Consider the following 13352-nt stretch of genomic DNA (forward strand, 5'->3'; position numbering starts at 1 on the left):
CCAATTTAACTCAGTGAATCATGCTTCAGCGTGTGCACAAAGGGGCATATCGGCCAAGAGCGAGGGCTGGGGCCGAGGCTTGGAATGATTGTTGCGGTGACACCGGCGCGGAGGGTGCGCCGTACCTGGTGCGCACAACGCACCCTACGCAGGCCCGCCGCCGCTGCCTGAGCAATGAATAGTGCGAGACGGCAGACTAGCCTGGACGGCACAACACCCAGCCATGCAGCAAACCGCGCAATACTTCGAACTTCAAGGGTTTGGCCAGGTAATCATTCATACCGGCCGCCAGGCAGCGTTCGCGGTCGCCGCTATGACTGTGGGCCGTGATTGCCAGGACGGGCACCTCGGCACAGCCCGCCAAGGTGCGTAACGCACGGCAGGTGGCAAAACCGTCCATCACCGGCATCTGACAATCCAGCAGAACCGCATCGACCGACTCACGCTGCAGCACCTTGAGCGCCTCGGCGCCATTGCCGGCGCAACGTACGCGGTAGCCGAGCTTAAGCAGCATGCCGCGGATCACTAACTGGTTGATCAGGTTATCCTCGACCACCAGCACGGTGCACTGCTCGGGACGGCGCACGGCCTGAGCATGCGTTATCGATGCAAGTGAGGGTTGCACGACCACCGGGCGCGGCAGGGTCAGCGGCACATGTAACTGGAAACAGCTGCCCTGGCCCGGCTGCGACTCATGGCTGAGGCTGCCGCCTTGCAGATCAACCAACTGCCGACAGATTGCCAGGCCGATCCCCAGACCACCGTACTCACGGGTCATCGAGCCATCCAGCTGATGGAAGCGCTGATACAACCCAGCCTCCTGCGGCACGCTAAACCCCACGCCAGTGTCGATCACCTCAATGCTCAGCGGCAGGCTATCGGGCCGAGTGCCGGCGCGCCTGATACGCAATCGAACCTCGCCGCGAGCGGTGAACTTGATGGCGTTATCGAGCAAATAGCCGATGCTCTGCGCTAGCTTGCCGGCATCGCCTTCGAGGGTATCGGGCAGGCTTTCATCCAGTTCCATAATAAAACGCAGCCCCTTGTCTTCGGCGTGCGGCGCATGCTGCGCGCGCAGGCCGTCAAGCAGCCCGCGCAGGCTGAAGGGCTGCCGCTGCGGATAGAGCTTTCCAGCCTGTAGTTCGCTGAGGACGAGGATGTCATTGACCATACGCATCATGTCGCGCGCCGAACTGGCGGCGGTCGCTTGGTATTGCGCCAGCTCGGCGTCCAGGCTGACCGTTTGCATCAACTCCAGCGAACCAATCACGCCGTTCATCGGCGTGCGCAGCTCGTGGGTGACAGTGGCGAGAAACTCGTCCTTGAGCCGGTTGCTGTTGGCCAGTTGCTGGTTCAGTGCTTCCAGCTTGCGCCCGCTATCCTGAAGAATCCGCGCGCGCTCCTCCTTCATCGCGTTAATCCGGTCGGCCAGGGCCAGCGATAGCAAGCCGACCTCCAGCGCCGAGCCGATCTGACTGGCATACATGGTCAGGAATACATTGGGCAGGTAGCCAAGCACCATCAGGCTGTTGATCGCCCCGCCGAGCAGAAAAGCGCTCCAGGCGATGATGAAGTAGCGCGCCACCCCCATGCCCCGCAGCCAGGCAAGAACCCCGGCGACGAAGATCACCACAGTGAACAGCAATGCCAAGTAGGTGGCCAGGCGCAGCGACAGCGCGTAGCTGACGGTCAGCGCCAGGACCATCACCCCGACACCGCTGGCCATCATCAGCAGCAGCGTGCGGTCGACCCAGGGACTGTGTGCGGCGGTATGCAGAAAACTGCGCGCAAACTGGCAGCCGAACAGCGCTGCCGAGCCAATCAGAAAGGGCGTTGCGGTATTCGCCCACCAAGGGTTATTCGGCCAGAAATACTCGATACCGGCACCGTTGACCGACACCTGATAAAGGCCGAACGACGCAATATAAAGAATGTAATAGAGGTAGCTGGCATCCCTGACGCTGAGAAAGATGAACAGGTTGTAGATCAGCATCACCAGCAGCACGCCGTAAATGATGCCCAGTACATAGTTGCGCGCGGGCTGCTCTTCTAAATAAGCATTGGGCGCCCACAGACTCAGCGGCGCCTGGATCGAGCCCTGGCTTTGCAGGCGCAGATAGACGCGCTGCGGCTGGTAAGGCTGCAGGTCCAGCTCAAACAGGTAGTTGTGGTGTTTGATCTGTCGACTGGCGAATGGCAGCGAGTCGCCGGTCCGCTGCGCCAGCTGGAATGTGCCTTGGGCGTCCGGCAGATACAGATCCAGCTGATCCAGCGGCGGGTAGGCCAGTTCCAACAACCACGAGCGCGCCCCGTCCGAGCGCTGCGGCCGGTACTCCAGATCCAGACGCAGCCAGAATACCGAACGCGAATACCCCGCATTTAGTACCGGCTTGTGATGTTGACGAAAACTCGACTGCAGGGCCGACGAGGTGATCTCATCGATAGTCGCATCGCCGCGCACATCCTCGAACACATGCATGACCTGGCCAAGCGGCAGCATGCGGGTATGCTCATCGAGCACCACGGCAGAGGCGCACAGCGGCCAAACTGCGAACAGCAGAATCAGGAGGTAACGCATGCGGCCCCACGAAGGCAAAGTCGAATAATGTCGGGATGCGTCACCGAGCCCTGCTCCCTTTACTGACGCAACCTCGCCTACCCGGTTATTTGAGTGGCAGCCACTCTAGCACAGGCTTTGCGAGGCGAAACGCCGGCCGATGGATAGATTCTGGACAGGTCGTAACAGGCCCCGAAACCCGCACCGACAACCAACGGCTATAGCCTCATCGAGCACCAAACCATAACCGTAGGCATGCTCGAAATCACGCGCCGCCGCGAACATATCGAGCGCCGCCGCGAGACTGGCGCGCGGGATTAGCGGCAAGCCGCGCGGAGCATGCATAACGGGGCTTAATGCGCCTGATTGCCCCGCAGGGCAACGTCAGGACCGTGCGCTTGCAGAGTCGGCCGCACTCGGCGAGCGTCTTTTCATCGTTCATCACTGCAGCCTGACGGATTGACGTCAGCGCCGTGCATTCCCCGCGATTCAATCTGGCCGGTTTAATGCTAAGCTCGCGCACCATGAAAATGCCTACTTCCCGCCCCGTAGTGCTCTGCTTGTCCGGCCATGACCCAAGTGGTGGCGCTGGCCTGCAAGCCGATATCGAAGCCCTGCTCGCGCAAGGCTGCCACGCCGCCCCAACGGTAACCGCACTGACCGTGCAGGACACGGTGAACGTCTCCGACTTCCGCGTACTTGATCGTGAGTGGGTGTTGGCGCAAGCCAATGCGGTGATCGCCGATCTGCCGGTAGAAGCCGTCAAGCTGGGCATGCTCGGCTCGGTTGAGATGGTCGAGACCGTGCTAGAGATCATGCACAAGCTGCCGGGCATTGCGCTGGTATGCGACCCGGTCTTGCGCGCAGGCGGCGGCGGCGCCCTGGGCAAGGATGAAGTCGGCTACGCCATGCGCGAACGCCTGTTTCCCGTCGCCACCATCGCCACGCCAAATCTGCCCGAAGCGCGCATTCTCGCCGAGCTGCCGGACGGCACCGCCGATGAATGCGCGGAAAAGCTTCTACCTTATATCCAGTACCTGCTGATCACCGGTGGCCATGGCGATGAACATCAGGTGCATAACCGCCTGTATTGCCGCGACGGCAGCCGTCATACCTTCACCTGCCAACGCCTGCCGGGCAGCTACCACGGCTCAGGTTGCACCCTGGCCAGCGCCTTGGCCGGTCGCCTGGCTCTCGGCCAGGAACTGGTCAGCGCCGTGCAGTTCGCCCTCGATTACACCTGGCGCACCCTGCGCGACGCCGAGCAACCCGGCCACGGCCAGTACATCCCGCGTCGCCTGCCCCTGGACTTATCCTGATGAACTGCCGCTGATGGAGAGCCGTCGATGAAACTGCGTGGTCTGTATGCCATCACCGACAGCCAACTGCTGGCTGACGGCAAGCTGTTGCCTTACGCCGAAGCGGCGCTGAAAGGCGGCGCCATCCTCCTGCAATACCGCGACAAGTCCAGCGACGACGCACGCCGCCTGCGCCAGGCCGAAGCCCTGCGCGAGCTGTGCAATCGCTACGGCGCCGGACTGATCGTCAACGACGACGCTGAACTGGCCGCACGCCTGGGCGTCGGCCTGCACCTGGGGCAGAGCGACGGCTCGCTGTCCGTCGCCCGCGCCTTGCTCGGCCGTCAGGCGATCATCGGTGGCACCTGCCATGCACAGCTGGAGCTGGCCGAGGCTGCTGCCAAGGAAGGCGCCAGCTATGTTGCCTTCGGTCGCTTCTTCGATTCCAACACCAAGCCTGGCGCGCCCAGCGCCACGCTCGAACTGCTGGATGAGGCAAAGAGTCGCATCAACCTGCCAATTGTCGCCATCGGCGGCGTGACCCTGGACAATGCCGGCCTGCTGATCGCGCACGGCGCCAGCATGGTGGCAGTAATCCACGCGCTGTTTGCTGCCGATTCGGCAGCCGAAGTCGAGCGCCGCGCGCGTGCCTTCAGCGCCCTGTTCGCCACTCATTAACTGATTTACGGGGCGGCCCGCTCGCCCCGATTAAATATTTGAGAGACCCTGCCATGTCCCGTTCCGAAATCCTCTTCGCCCACGCCCAGAAGCACATCCCCGGCGGCGTCAACTCGCCGGTGCGCGCCTTCAAGAGCGTTGGTGGCACGCCGCTGTTCTTCAAGCATGCGGCCGGCGCCTATATCACCGATGAGGATGACAAGCGCTACGTGGACTACGTCGGTTCCTGGGGCCCGATGATTCTTGGCCACAGCCACCCCGACGTACTCGACGCCGTGCGTCGTCAGCTGGAGCACGGCCTGTCCTATGGCGCGCCAACCGCCATGGAAACCGAGATGGCCGACCTGGTCTGCGCCATGGTGCCCTCCATGGAGATGGTGCGCATGGTCAGCTCCGGCACCGAAGCGACCATGAGCGCGATCCGCCTGGCGCGCGGCTTCACCGGTCGCGACAGCATCATCAAGTTTGAAGGCTGCTACCACGGTCACTCCGACAGCCTGCTGGTGAAGGCCGGTTCCGGCCTGTTGACCCAAGGCGTACCGAGTTCCGCCGGGGTGCCGGCAGATTTCGCCAAACACACCCTGACCCTGCCGTTCAACGACCTCAAAGCTGTCGCACAGATGCTCGCCGAGGTCGGCCAGGACGTTGCCTGCATCATCGTCGAGCCAGTGGCTGGCAACATGAATTGCGTGCCACCGGCTCCGGGCTTCCTCGAAGGCCTGCGCGAACAATGCGACAAGCATGGCGTGGTACTGATCTTCGACGAAGTGATGACCGGCTTTCGCGTGGCACTCGGCGGTGCCCAGGCGCATTACGGCGTGACCCCGGACTTGACCACCTTCGGCAAGATCATTGGCGGCGGCATGCCGGTCGGCTGTTTTGGCGGCAAACGCGAGATCATGCACTGCATCGCCCCGCTCGGCCCGGTCTACCAGGCCGGCACCCTGTCAGGCAACCCGCTGGCCATGGCCGCCGGCCTGACCACCCTGAAGCTGATCAGCCGCCCGGGCTTTCATGCCGAGCTGAGCGATTACACCGCCTGCATGCTGCAGGGCCTACAGGATCGCGCCGATGCCGCCGGCATCCCCTTCGTCACCACTCAGGCGGGCGGCATGTTCGGCCTGTACTTCAGCGGTGCTGATGACATCGTCACCTTTGAAGACGTGATGAGCAGCGATGCCGAGCGCTTCAAGCGCTTCTTCCACCTGATGCTGGACGGCGGCGTCTATCTGGCCCCTAGTGCCTTTGAAGCCGGCTTCACCTCCATCGCTCATGGCCAGACGGAGCTCGCGATCACCCTGGACGCCGCCGAGCGCGCCTTCGCCGAGCTGAAAAAAATCTGATGCAGTACAGCACGCTCCTGTCCGGCGGCATACTGGCGCTCGCCTGCCTTGCCTGCGCCCTGCTCATCGGCAAAGCGCGCAAGGGTTACGGTGAAGCCGATCAGCCGGCGCTGTTCTGCGCCCTGCTCGGCTTTATTATGGCGGCGGCGGCAGCCGGCGCCGGGGTTATGAGCCTTGCCGGCGACCCGAGCTGGCAGGCAGCCCAATTGTGGCTGAGCCAGGCCAATAGCTTCCTCGGCTTGCCGCTGCTCGGCGTGGCGGCCCTGACCCTAGGCCGCGGCTGGGCCTGGAGCCGACCGAACTGGGGCCGCGTGGTGCTCGGGCTGTGCGCCTTTTTCGAGCTATTCCGGCAGATGAACCTGCTCGACGATTACCACCTGCTACTCAACCTGGCGACCCTGTTACTGATTGTTTATGCCGGCGCCGTACAATGGCCGCGACGCACACCGGCATTCGCCGCACTGGCTGCGGTCAGCCTGTTTTTACTGGCCGACCTGGCTATCGACGGCGACGGCTTTATCGGTCCGCTACGGCGCATCGACCTGCTGCATGCCGTGCTGACCCCGGCCTACCCTATACTGGCGTGGTTGCTGCTGAGCCTGCCGGGCAGTACCGACGATTGCGCCAACCGAGAAAACTCGGTAAAGACTTTGTAAGAACGCCACTGCTTATTTCATAATGCCAACGCCGACCCACCTTGTCGGCCTGGCGCTACGCCAGTACTGCTTCCTGAGGCACACGGATTTCCATGACTTGCACCGGCCGCACCCTATCGCTGGGCTGCCTGCTGCTTCTTCTGCCGCTATTCGCGCTAGCAGGCGGTAACACCCTGCTGATCCCCGCAACCGGCAGTTGCTCGCTGAACACCTCACCCGAAGACCTGCCCGACGCACTAGCCGCCTGCCAGCAAGCCGCACAGAACGGTGACCCGCAAGCCGAATACGAATTGGGTGAGTTCTTTTACGACGGCCAGCGCGCGCCGCGCGACCTGGTACAAGCGCTCGACTGGTTCGAGCAGGCCTCACTGCAGGGTCATGCCCAAGCGCAATACCGCCTGGGCATGATGTTCTTCCGCGGTGAAGGCGTGCCCGCAAACAATGTGCAGGCGTTTATCGTGCTGAAAATGGCGGCGGTGAATGGCTCAGATGAAGCCATGGACAGCGCCGATCTGGTTTCCGAGCGCATGCAGCGCGAGGAACTGGAAATTGCCAGTCAGGTACTCGGCGAAATATTCCGCAACTATCTGCTCGAACTGCAGGCCGCCGACGGCCAATCACCGTTCGCACCGCTGCCGTAGGGTGGCCTCCCCAAGGATGGCCACGAAGGGTTTTCCAGCGCACGGCTTTAAACAGTGCACTGACGCAGGACGGTGGATGTAAAAAGCGACATCCACCCAGCGACCTCGAACCAGCTGAACCGCTACTTATCAGGCATCGGCATAGGGAACGGCATGACGTTGCCACCGCCCTTGGCTTCGCTAATTTTTGGCGTGCCCAGACGCTCGACTTCGTCGATGCGGATGATCGAGTTCATGGGCAGAAAGCTGCGCACCACGCCATCGAACTGGGCCTTGAGCTTCTCTTCGCTGGGGTCGACCACCACTTGGGTTCGCTCGCCGAAGACAAACTCCTCTACCTCCAGGAAGCCCCACAGATCGCTCTGAAAGATCTGCTTGGCGTACATTTCGTACACCTGGCCCTGGTTGAGGAAAATCACCTTATAGATGGGTTCGCGCTTGCTCATGGATGGCGTTCTGGACTGGGAGGAAAATAAGAGGGCGCAAATCATAGCACAGCCACCGGGCAGGCAATGCCAGCAGCTGGTCAGGCTTCACGCTACCCGACTACGGACACTTAACTGCGACAGCGCCGCTAGGAACCCAGCCGTTCGGCCACTATAATGCGTGGTTATTCGAATAACCCCTTGAGTGAGCATGACCAAGAAGCTTTATATCGAAACCCACGGCTGCCAGATGAACGAGTACGACAGCTCGCGCATGGTCGATTTGCTGGGCGAACATCAAGCCCTGGAAGTCACCGCACGCGCTGAAGATGCTGACGTGATCCTGCTCAACACCTGCTCCATTCGCGAAAGAGCGCAGGACAAGGTGTTCTCCCAGCTTGGTCGTTGGCGCGAGCTGAAACTGGCCAATCCCAACCTGATAATCGGCGTCGGCGGTTGCGTAGCCAGCCAGGAAGGCGCGGCGATCCGCGACCGCGCGCCCTATGTCGACGTAGTCTTCGGCCCGCAGACCCTGCATCGCCTGCCGGAAATGATCGCCGCTGTGCGCAGCACCAAGTTGCCGCAAGTGGACATTTCCTTCCCCGAGATCGAAAAATTCGACCGCCTGCCTGAACCGCGGGTCGACGGCCCAAGCGCCTACGTTTCGGTCATGGAAGGTTGCAGCAAGTACTGCACTTTCTGCGTGGTGCCCTACACCCGCGGCGAAGAGGTCAGCCGCCCACTGGCCGATGTGCTGGCCGAAGTGCTGCACCTGGCCGAAAATGGCGTGCGCGAAGTGACCCTGCTTGGCCAGAACGTCAACGGCTACCGCGGCGCCACTCCGGAAGGCCAACTCGCCGATTTCGCCGAACTGCTCTACGCCGTGGCCACCATCGACGGCGTCGACCGCATTCGCTACACCACCAGCCACCCGCTGGAGTTCTCCGATGCGCTGATTCAGGCCCATGCCGAGATCCCCAAGCTGGTGAAATACCTGCATTTACCTGTGCAGTCTGGCTCCGACCGCATTCTCGCCGGCATGAAACGGGGCCACACGGCACTCGAATACAAGTCCCGCATCCGCAAGCTGCGCGCCGCGGTGCCGGACATCCTGATCAGCACGGACTTCATCATCGGCTTCCCCGGCGAAACCGAGAAAGACTTCGAGCAGACCATGAAACTGGTCGAGGACGTCGGCTTCGACTTCGGTTATTCATTCATTTACAGCGCGCGCCCCGGCACCCCGGCGGCAGAGCTGAGCGATGACACCCCGGAAGAGCTTAAAAAGCAGCGCCTGGCGATCCTGCAGCAGCGCATCAGCCAGCAAGGCGCCGAAAACAGCCGGCGCATGGTCGGTACCGTGCAGCGCATTCTGGTCAGCGACTACTCGAAGAAGGACCCGGGCATGCTCCAGGGCCGTACCGAGAGCAACCGGGTGGTCAACTTCCGCACCGACAACCCGCGCCTGATCGGCCAATTCGTCGACGTGCATATCGACGACGCCCAACCCAATTCGCTGCGTGGCAGCCTGCTTGGCGAGTGACCGGGCGCTGACGCAACTCCATGGCCCAGCAGGGTGCGCCGCGCGCGCCCTGCCCAGGCTATCCGCAGGCGATGCTAAAGTCGCAACAGCCCGGGCTTTCCCACGCGCACGCCTGGCGTTATTCTTCGTATCATCAACCAGCCGACTGGCGGCCATTAAACGACCTTGAACGCACCCATAGAACCACATCGCTTTATCCTCGAGCCCTTTGAGGCTCGCCGTTTTGCCAGCCTTTGCGGGCAATTCGATGAGCATCTGCGTCTGATCGAGGCGCGCATGGCCATCGAAATCCGTAATCGTGGCAACCAGTTCGAGCTGATCGGCGCACCGGAGCAGACCAACTCCGCCGAACAATTGCTGCGCCGCCTCTACCGCGAGGCCAAAAGCACGGAACTGTCACCGGGCATGGTGCACCTGTTCTTGCAGGAATCTGGCATAGAAGAGCTGGCCAACCCCGTGACCGAGCCCGGCATCGCCCTGCGCACCCGCAAGGGCATGATTCGCCCACGCGGGTTAAACCAGCAGCGCTACGTCAAAGCCATCCTCGAGCACGACATCAACTTCGGCGTCGGCCCGGCCGGTACCGGCAAGACTTACCTGGCAGTGGCCTGCGCCGTGGACGCCCTGGAACGCGAACAGATTCGTCGCATCCTGCTGGTACGCCCCGCAGTAGAAGCGGGCGAGAAGCTCGGCTTCCTGCCCGGTGACCTGTCGCAGAAGATCGACCCCTACCTGCGCCCACTGTATGACGCGCTGTACGAGATGCTCGGCTTCGAGCAGGTGGCCAAGCTGATCGAGAAGCAAGTGATCGAGGTCGCACCGCTGGCCTATATGCGCGGCCGCACCCTGAACAACAGCTTCATCATCCTCGACGAAGCCCAGAACACCACCCTGGAACAGATGAAGATGTTCCTCACCCGCATCGGCTTTGGCTCCACCGCGGTGATCACCGGCGACATCACCCAGGTCGACCTGCCGCGCGGCACCAAGAGCGGCCTGACCCACGTCATCGACGTGCTGCAAGACGTGCCGGGCATCAGCTTCACCCACTTCAAGCCTAAAGACGTGGTGCGCCACCCCCTGGTTCAGCGCATCGTCGAGGCCTACGAACGCTACGAAGATCGGGTTCACGGCAAGTCGCCAGACGGAAAGGACAACGGCAATGCTTGAGCTGGACCTGCAAGTCGCGACCCAGGCCGCCGACTTACCGAGCGAGGCGCAGTTTCGCGCCTGGTGTGAAATCGCCCTACGCCAGCGCGCGGCCGACTCCGAGCTGACCATTCGCCTGGTCGATGAGGCCGAAGGCCTCGAGCTCAATCACACCTACCGTCAACGCGACTACGCCACCAATGTGCTGTCGTTCCCCGCCGATGTACCCGATGGATTATTGGATATCCCCCTGCTCGGCGACCTGGTGATCTGCGTGCCAGTGGTCGAGCGCGAGGCGCTAGAACAAGAGAAAACCCCAGAGGCGCACTGGGCGCACCTGGTGATCCACGGCTGCTTGCACCTGCTCGGCTACGACCACATCGACGATGACGAAGCCGAAGAAATGGAAGCGCTAGAACGCACACTGCTCGCTGAGCTGGGTCATCCCGACCCGTATGCCGACGACAAATAACCACCAATTGCCCATCAGCAAGGATCCCGAGTAACCGCCATGAGCGAAGACCGATCGAGCAACGAGCCAAAGTCCTGGTTGAATAAATTGACCCAGGCTTTTGCTCATGAGCCGAAAAACCGCCAAGAATTGCTGGAAGTCCTGCGCGAAGCGCACCAGAACAAGCTGCTTGACAGCGAAGCACTGGCCATTGTCGAAGGCGCCATTCAGGTTGCAGACTTGCAAGTTCGCGACATTATGGTTCCACGTTCGCAGATGATCAGCATCAAAGCCAATCAGACGCCCAAGGAGTTCCTGCCCTCGATCATCGAGGCGGCTCACTCGCGTTACCCGGTGGTAGGCGAAAGCCTGGATGACGTAATCGGTATTCTGCTCGCCAAGGATCTGTTGCCGCTGGTACTGCTGAGCGAGCAGCCGAACTTCAACATCAAGGACGTGCTGCGCCCAGCGACCTTCGTCCCCGAGTCCAAGCGCCTCAACGTGCTGCTGCGCGAATTCCGCGCCAACCACAACCACATGGCCGTGGTCATCGATGAATATGGTGGCGTGGCCGGCCTGGTGACCATCGAAGACGTACTCGAGCAGATCGTTGGCGACATCGAGGACGAGCACGATGTCGAGGAAGACAGCTACGTCAAACCGCTGCCCAGCGGTGACTTCCTGGTCAAGGCGCTGACCCCGATCGACAGCTTCAACGAATCCTTCGACACCACATTCTCCGACGACGAATACGACACTGTCGGCGGCCTGGTGATGAGCGCATTCGGCCACCTGCCCAAGCGTAACGAAGTGACCGAGATCGGCGAGTTTCGCTTTCGCGTACTCAATGCCGACAGCCGCCGCATCCACCTGCTGCGCCTGACGCCGCTGGTCCGCTGAAGCCCTGCCCGCCGCTGTAGGAGCCAGGGGGATGCCTAGTCCGTGCTGACGATCCGTGCGAGATGATCGCCCGCAAGCACCAGGCGCGCCCCTGGCTCCTACCCAGGCCTGCGTATTCCGCTTTCCCCTTGCGCCACTCCCAATCCAAGGATCTGCATGCAATGCACTGGATAACTCGCTCCGGCTGGCCGGGCAACCTGATCGCACTGACTGCTGGCGCCATCACTACACTGGCGCTGGCGCCGTTCGACCTGTGGCCGCTGGCCCTGCTCTCGATTGCCCTGTTTTATCTCGGCCTGCGCGACCTGCAGCCACGCCAGGCGGCGTGGCGCGGCTGGTACTACGGATTCGGCCTGTTCGCCGCCGGCACCAGCTGGGTCTATGTCAGCATCCACGACTACGGCGCGGCCTCGCCGGCCCTGGCCGCCTTTCTGACCCTCGGTTTTGTCGCCGGCCTGGGCCTGCTGCTGGCCCTGACTGCCTGGCTGTGGGCGCGCTGGCTACGCCGCAGTGAAGCGCCGCTGGCCGACGCACTGGCCTTCGCCGCGCTGTGGCTGGCCCAGGAAGCCTTCCGCAGCTGGTTCCTCACCGGCTTTCCCTGGCTCTACGCCGGCTACAGCCAGCTCGACGGCCCGCTGGCTGGACTCGCACCCCTCGGCGGTGTCTGGCTGCTGTCCTTCGTCTTGGCCTTGAGCGCCGCTCTACTGGTCAACCTGGCGCAGCTGCGTAAGCAAAAAGCCATGCTCGCGACCGCTATCCTGCTGCTGGCGGCCCCCTGGCTCGCAGGCCTCGCACTCAAAGGCCACGCCTGGACTAAGCCGGCCGGCGAGCCACTCAGGGTCGCGGCCATGCAGGGCAATATCGAGCAGAACCTGAAATGGGATCCGGCCCAGCTCAACGCCCAGCTCGCGCTGTACCGCGACCTGAGCTTTGGCGCCGAACCGACTGACCTGATCATCTGGCCGGAGACTGCGGTGCCGATACTCAAGGAGCAGGCTGCCGGCTACCTCGAGGTCATGCAGCGCTTCGCCAATGAGCGCCAGGCCGCACTGATCACCGGCGTACCCATCCGCCAGGCCAACGAACGGGGCGAGCAGCGCTACTACAATGCGGTGAGCGTGTTTGGCCAGGGCGACGGCGACTACCTCAAGCAGAAACTGGTGCCCTTCGGTGAATACGTGCCCCTGCAGGAAGTGCTGCGCGGGCTGATCGCCTTCTTCAACCTGCCGATGTCGGACTTCGCCCGCGGCTCGGCCGAGCAGCCGCTGCTGCAGGCCAAGGGGTACAGGATTGCCACGTTCATCTGCTACGAAGTGGTCTACCCGGAGTTCGCTGCCGGGCTCTCCGCGCACAGCGAACTGCTGCTGACCGTGAGTAATGACGCCTGGTTCGGTCGCTCGATCGGCCCCCTGCAGCACCTGCAGATGGCACAGATGCGCGCCCTTGAAGCCGGACGCTGGATGATCCGTGCGACGAACAATGGCATGACTGTGCTGATCGACCCCTTCGGCCGAATCACCGAGCAACTGCCACAGTTCGAACAAGGCGTGCTATATGGCGAAGTGGTGCCCATGCAACAACTAACGCCTTACTTGTACTGGCGCGGCTGGCCGTTGCTGATTCTCTGCAGTCTGCTCCTCGCCTGGGCGCTGTTGGCCGCACGCATGGCCAGAACGCTGTAGAGCACAGGCAGGCTTGCGGATCCGGCAGC

The 13352-nt window shown here is 62.4% G+C and carries 12 protein-coding genes; 10 read left to right on the top strand and 2 right to left on the bottom strand.

The window, feature by feature from the left end; all coding sequences use genetic code 11:
- Positions 1-196: 196 nt before the first annotated feature.
- Complete coding sequence (locus tag Q8K09_RS01260) at positions 197-2578, bottom strand: hybrid sensor histidine kinase/response regulator (RefSeq protein ID WP_305253159.1); 2382 nt, start codon at positions 2576-2578, stop codon at positions 197-199.
- Positions 2579-3081: 503 nt separating this feature from the next.
- On the opposite strand from Q8K09_RS01260, the gene Q8K09_RS01265 reads away from it, so the two are divergent.
- The 5 genes from Q8K09_RS01265 (at position 3082) to Q8K09_RS01285 (ending at position 7173) form a co-directional block, all read left to right on the top strand.
- On the top strand, positions 3082-3876 hold the full coding sequence (locus Q8K09_RS01265; RefSeq protein WP_305253161.1) for a hydroxymethylpyrimidine/phosphomethylpyrimidine kinase: 795 nt from the start codon (positions 3082-3084) through the stop codon (positions 3874-3876).
- Between the two features lie 27 nt (positions 3877-3903).
- Complete coding sequence (thiE, locus tag Q8K09_RS01270) at positions 3904-4533, top strand: thiamine phosphate synthase (protein ID WP_305253163.1); 630 nt, start codon at positions 3904-3906, stop codon at positions 4531-4533.
- Between the two features lie 53 nt (positions 4534-4586).
- Positions 4587-5876, top strand: a complete 1290-nt coding sequence (gene hemL / locus Q8K09_RS01275; protein ID WP_305253164.1) for a glutamate-1-semialdehyde 2,1-aminomutase — start codon at positions 4587-4589, stop codon at positions 5874-5876.
- The gene (locus Q8K09_RS01280) at positions 5876-6532 is read left to right on the top strand and encodes a hypothetical protein (protein ID WP_305253166.1); all 657 of its coding nucleotides are present in this window, start codon (positions 5876-5878) and stop codon (positions 6530-6532) included. The genes hemL and Q8K09_RS01280 overlap by 1 nt, the downstream gene beginning before the upstream one ends.
- 92 nt (positions 6533-6624) lie before the next feature.
- A complete protein-coding gene (locus tag Q8K09_RS01285) occupies positions 6625-7173 on the top strand; it encodes a tetratricopeptide repeat protein (protein ID WP_305253168.1) in 549 nt (182 codons plus the stop codon).
- A 122-nt stretch (positions 7174-7295) separates the two neighbouring features.
- Here Q8K09_RS01285 and Q8K09_RS01290 read toward each other — a convergent pair whose 3' ends face one another.
- Entirely contained in the window at positions 7296-7619 is a 324-nt protein-coding gene (locus Q8K09_RS01290; RefSeq protein ID WP_305253169.1) for a DUF1820 family protein, read from the bottom strand.
- A 190-nt stretch (positions 7620-7809) separates the two neighbouring features.
- Here Q8K09_RS01290 and miaB point away from each other — a divergent pair, with 190 nt between their 5' ends.
- The 5 genes from miaB to lnt all read left to right on the top strand — a co-directional run bounded on the left by miaB (position 7810) and on the right by lnt (position 13323).
- Positions 7810-9141, top strand: coding sequence for a tRNA (N6-isopentenyl adenosine(37)-C2)-methylthiotransferase MiaB (miaB, locus tag Q8K09_RS01295; protein ID WP_305253170.1), 1332 nt, complete (start codon positions 7810-7812; stop codon positions 9139-9141).
- A 165-nt stretch (positions 9142-9306) separates the two neighbouring features.
- A complete protein-coding gene (locus Q8K09_RS01300) occupies positions 9307-10311 on the top strand; it encodes a PhoH family protein (RefSeq protein WP_305253172.1) in 1005 nt (334 codons plus the stop codon).
- The gene (gene ybeY / locus Q8K09_RS01305) at positions 10304-10762 is read left to right on the top strand and encodes an rRNA maturation RNase YbeY (protein ID WP_305253174.1); all 459 of its coding nucleotides are present in this window, start codon (positions 10304-10306) and stop codon (positions 10760-10762) included. The genes Q8K09_RS01300 and ybeY overlap by 8 nt, the downstream gene beginning before the upstream one ends.
- A gap of 39 nt (positions 10763-10801) precedes the next feature.
- On the top strand, positions 10802-11641 hold the full coding sequence (locus tag Q8K09_RS01310; RefSeq protein ID WP_305253176.1) for an HlyC/CorC family transporter: 840 nt from the start codon (positions 10802-10804) through the stop codon (positions 11639-11641).
- Between the two features lie 161 nt (positions 11642-11802).
- Positions 11803-13323: an apolipoprotein N-acyltransferase gene (gene lnt / locus Q8K09_RS01315; protein ID WP_305253178.1), complete on the top strand. Its 1521-nt coding sequence runs from the start codon at positions 11803-11805 to the stop codon at positions 13321-13323.
- Positions 13324-13352 lie beyond the last annotated feature (29 nt).

Origin of the sequence: Pseudomonas sp. (assembly GCF_030683065.1) — a bacterium.
Taxonomy (GTDB): Bacteria; Pseudomonadota; Gammaproteobacteria; order Pseudomonadales; family Pseudomonadaceae; genus Aquipseudomonas.

Coding starts and splice junctions, on each gene's coding strand:
- miaB (WP_305253170.1), top strand. CDS start 7,810: ATGACCAAGAAGCTTTATATCGAAACCCACGGCTGCCAGATGAACGAG.
- lnt (WP_305253178.1), top strand. CDS start 11,803: ATGCACTGGATAACTCGCTCCGGCTGGCCGGGCAACCTGATCGCACTG.
- Q8K09_RS01280 (WP_305253166.1), top strand. CDS start 5,876: ATGCAGTACAGCACGCTCCTGTCCGGCGGCATACTGGCGCTCGCCTGC.
- Q8K09_RS01310 (WP_305253176.1), top strand. CDS start 10,802: ATGAGCGAAGACCGATCGAGCAACGAGCCAAAGTCCTGGTTGAATAAA.
- Q8K09_RS01265 (WP_305253161.1), top strand. CDS start 3,082: ATGAAAATGCCTACTTCCCGCCCCGTAGTGCTCTGCTTGTCCGGCCAT.
- hemL (WP_305253164.1), top strand. CDS start 4,587: ATGTCCCGTTCCGAAATCCTCTTCGCCCACGCCCAGAAGCACATCCCC.
- Q8K09_RS01285 (WP_305253168.1), top strand. CDS start 6,625: ATGACTTGCACCGGCCGCACCCTATCGCTGGGCTGCCTGCTGCTTCTT.
- ybeY (WP_305253174.1), top strand. CDS start 10,304: ATGCTTGAGCTGGACCTGCAAGTCGCGACCCAGGCCGCCGACTTACCG.
- Q8K09_RS01290 (WP_305253169.1), bottom strand. CDS start 7,619: ATGAGCAAGCGCGAACCCATCTATAAGGTGATTTTCCTCAACCAGGGC.
- Q8K09_RS01260 (WP_305253159.1), bottom strand. CDS start 2,578: ATGCGTTACCTCCTGATTCTGCTGTTCGCAGTTTGGCCGCTGTGCGCC.
- thiE (WP_305253163.1), top strand. CDS start 3,904: ATGAAACTGCGTGGTCTGTATGCCATCACCGACAGCCAACTGCTGGCT.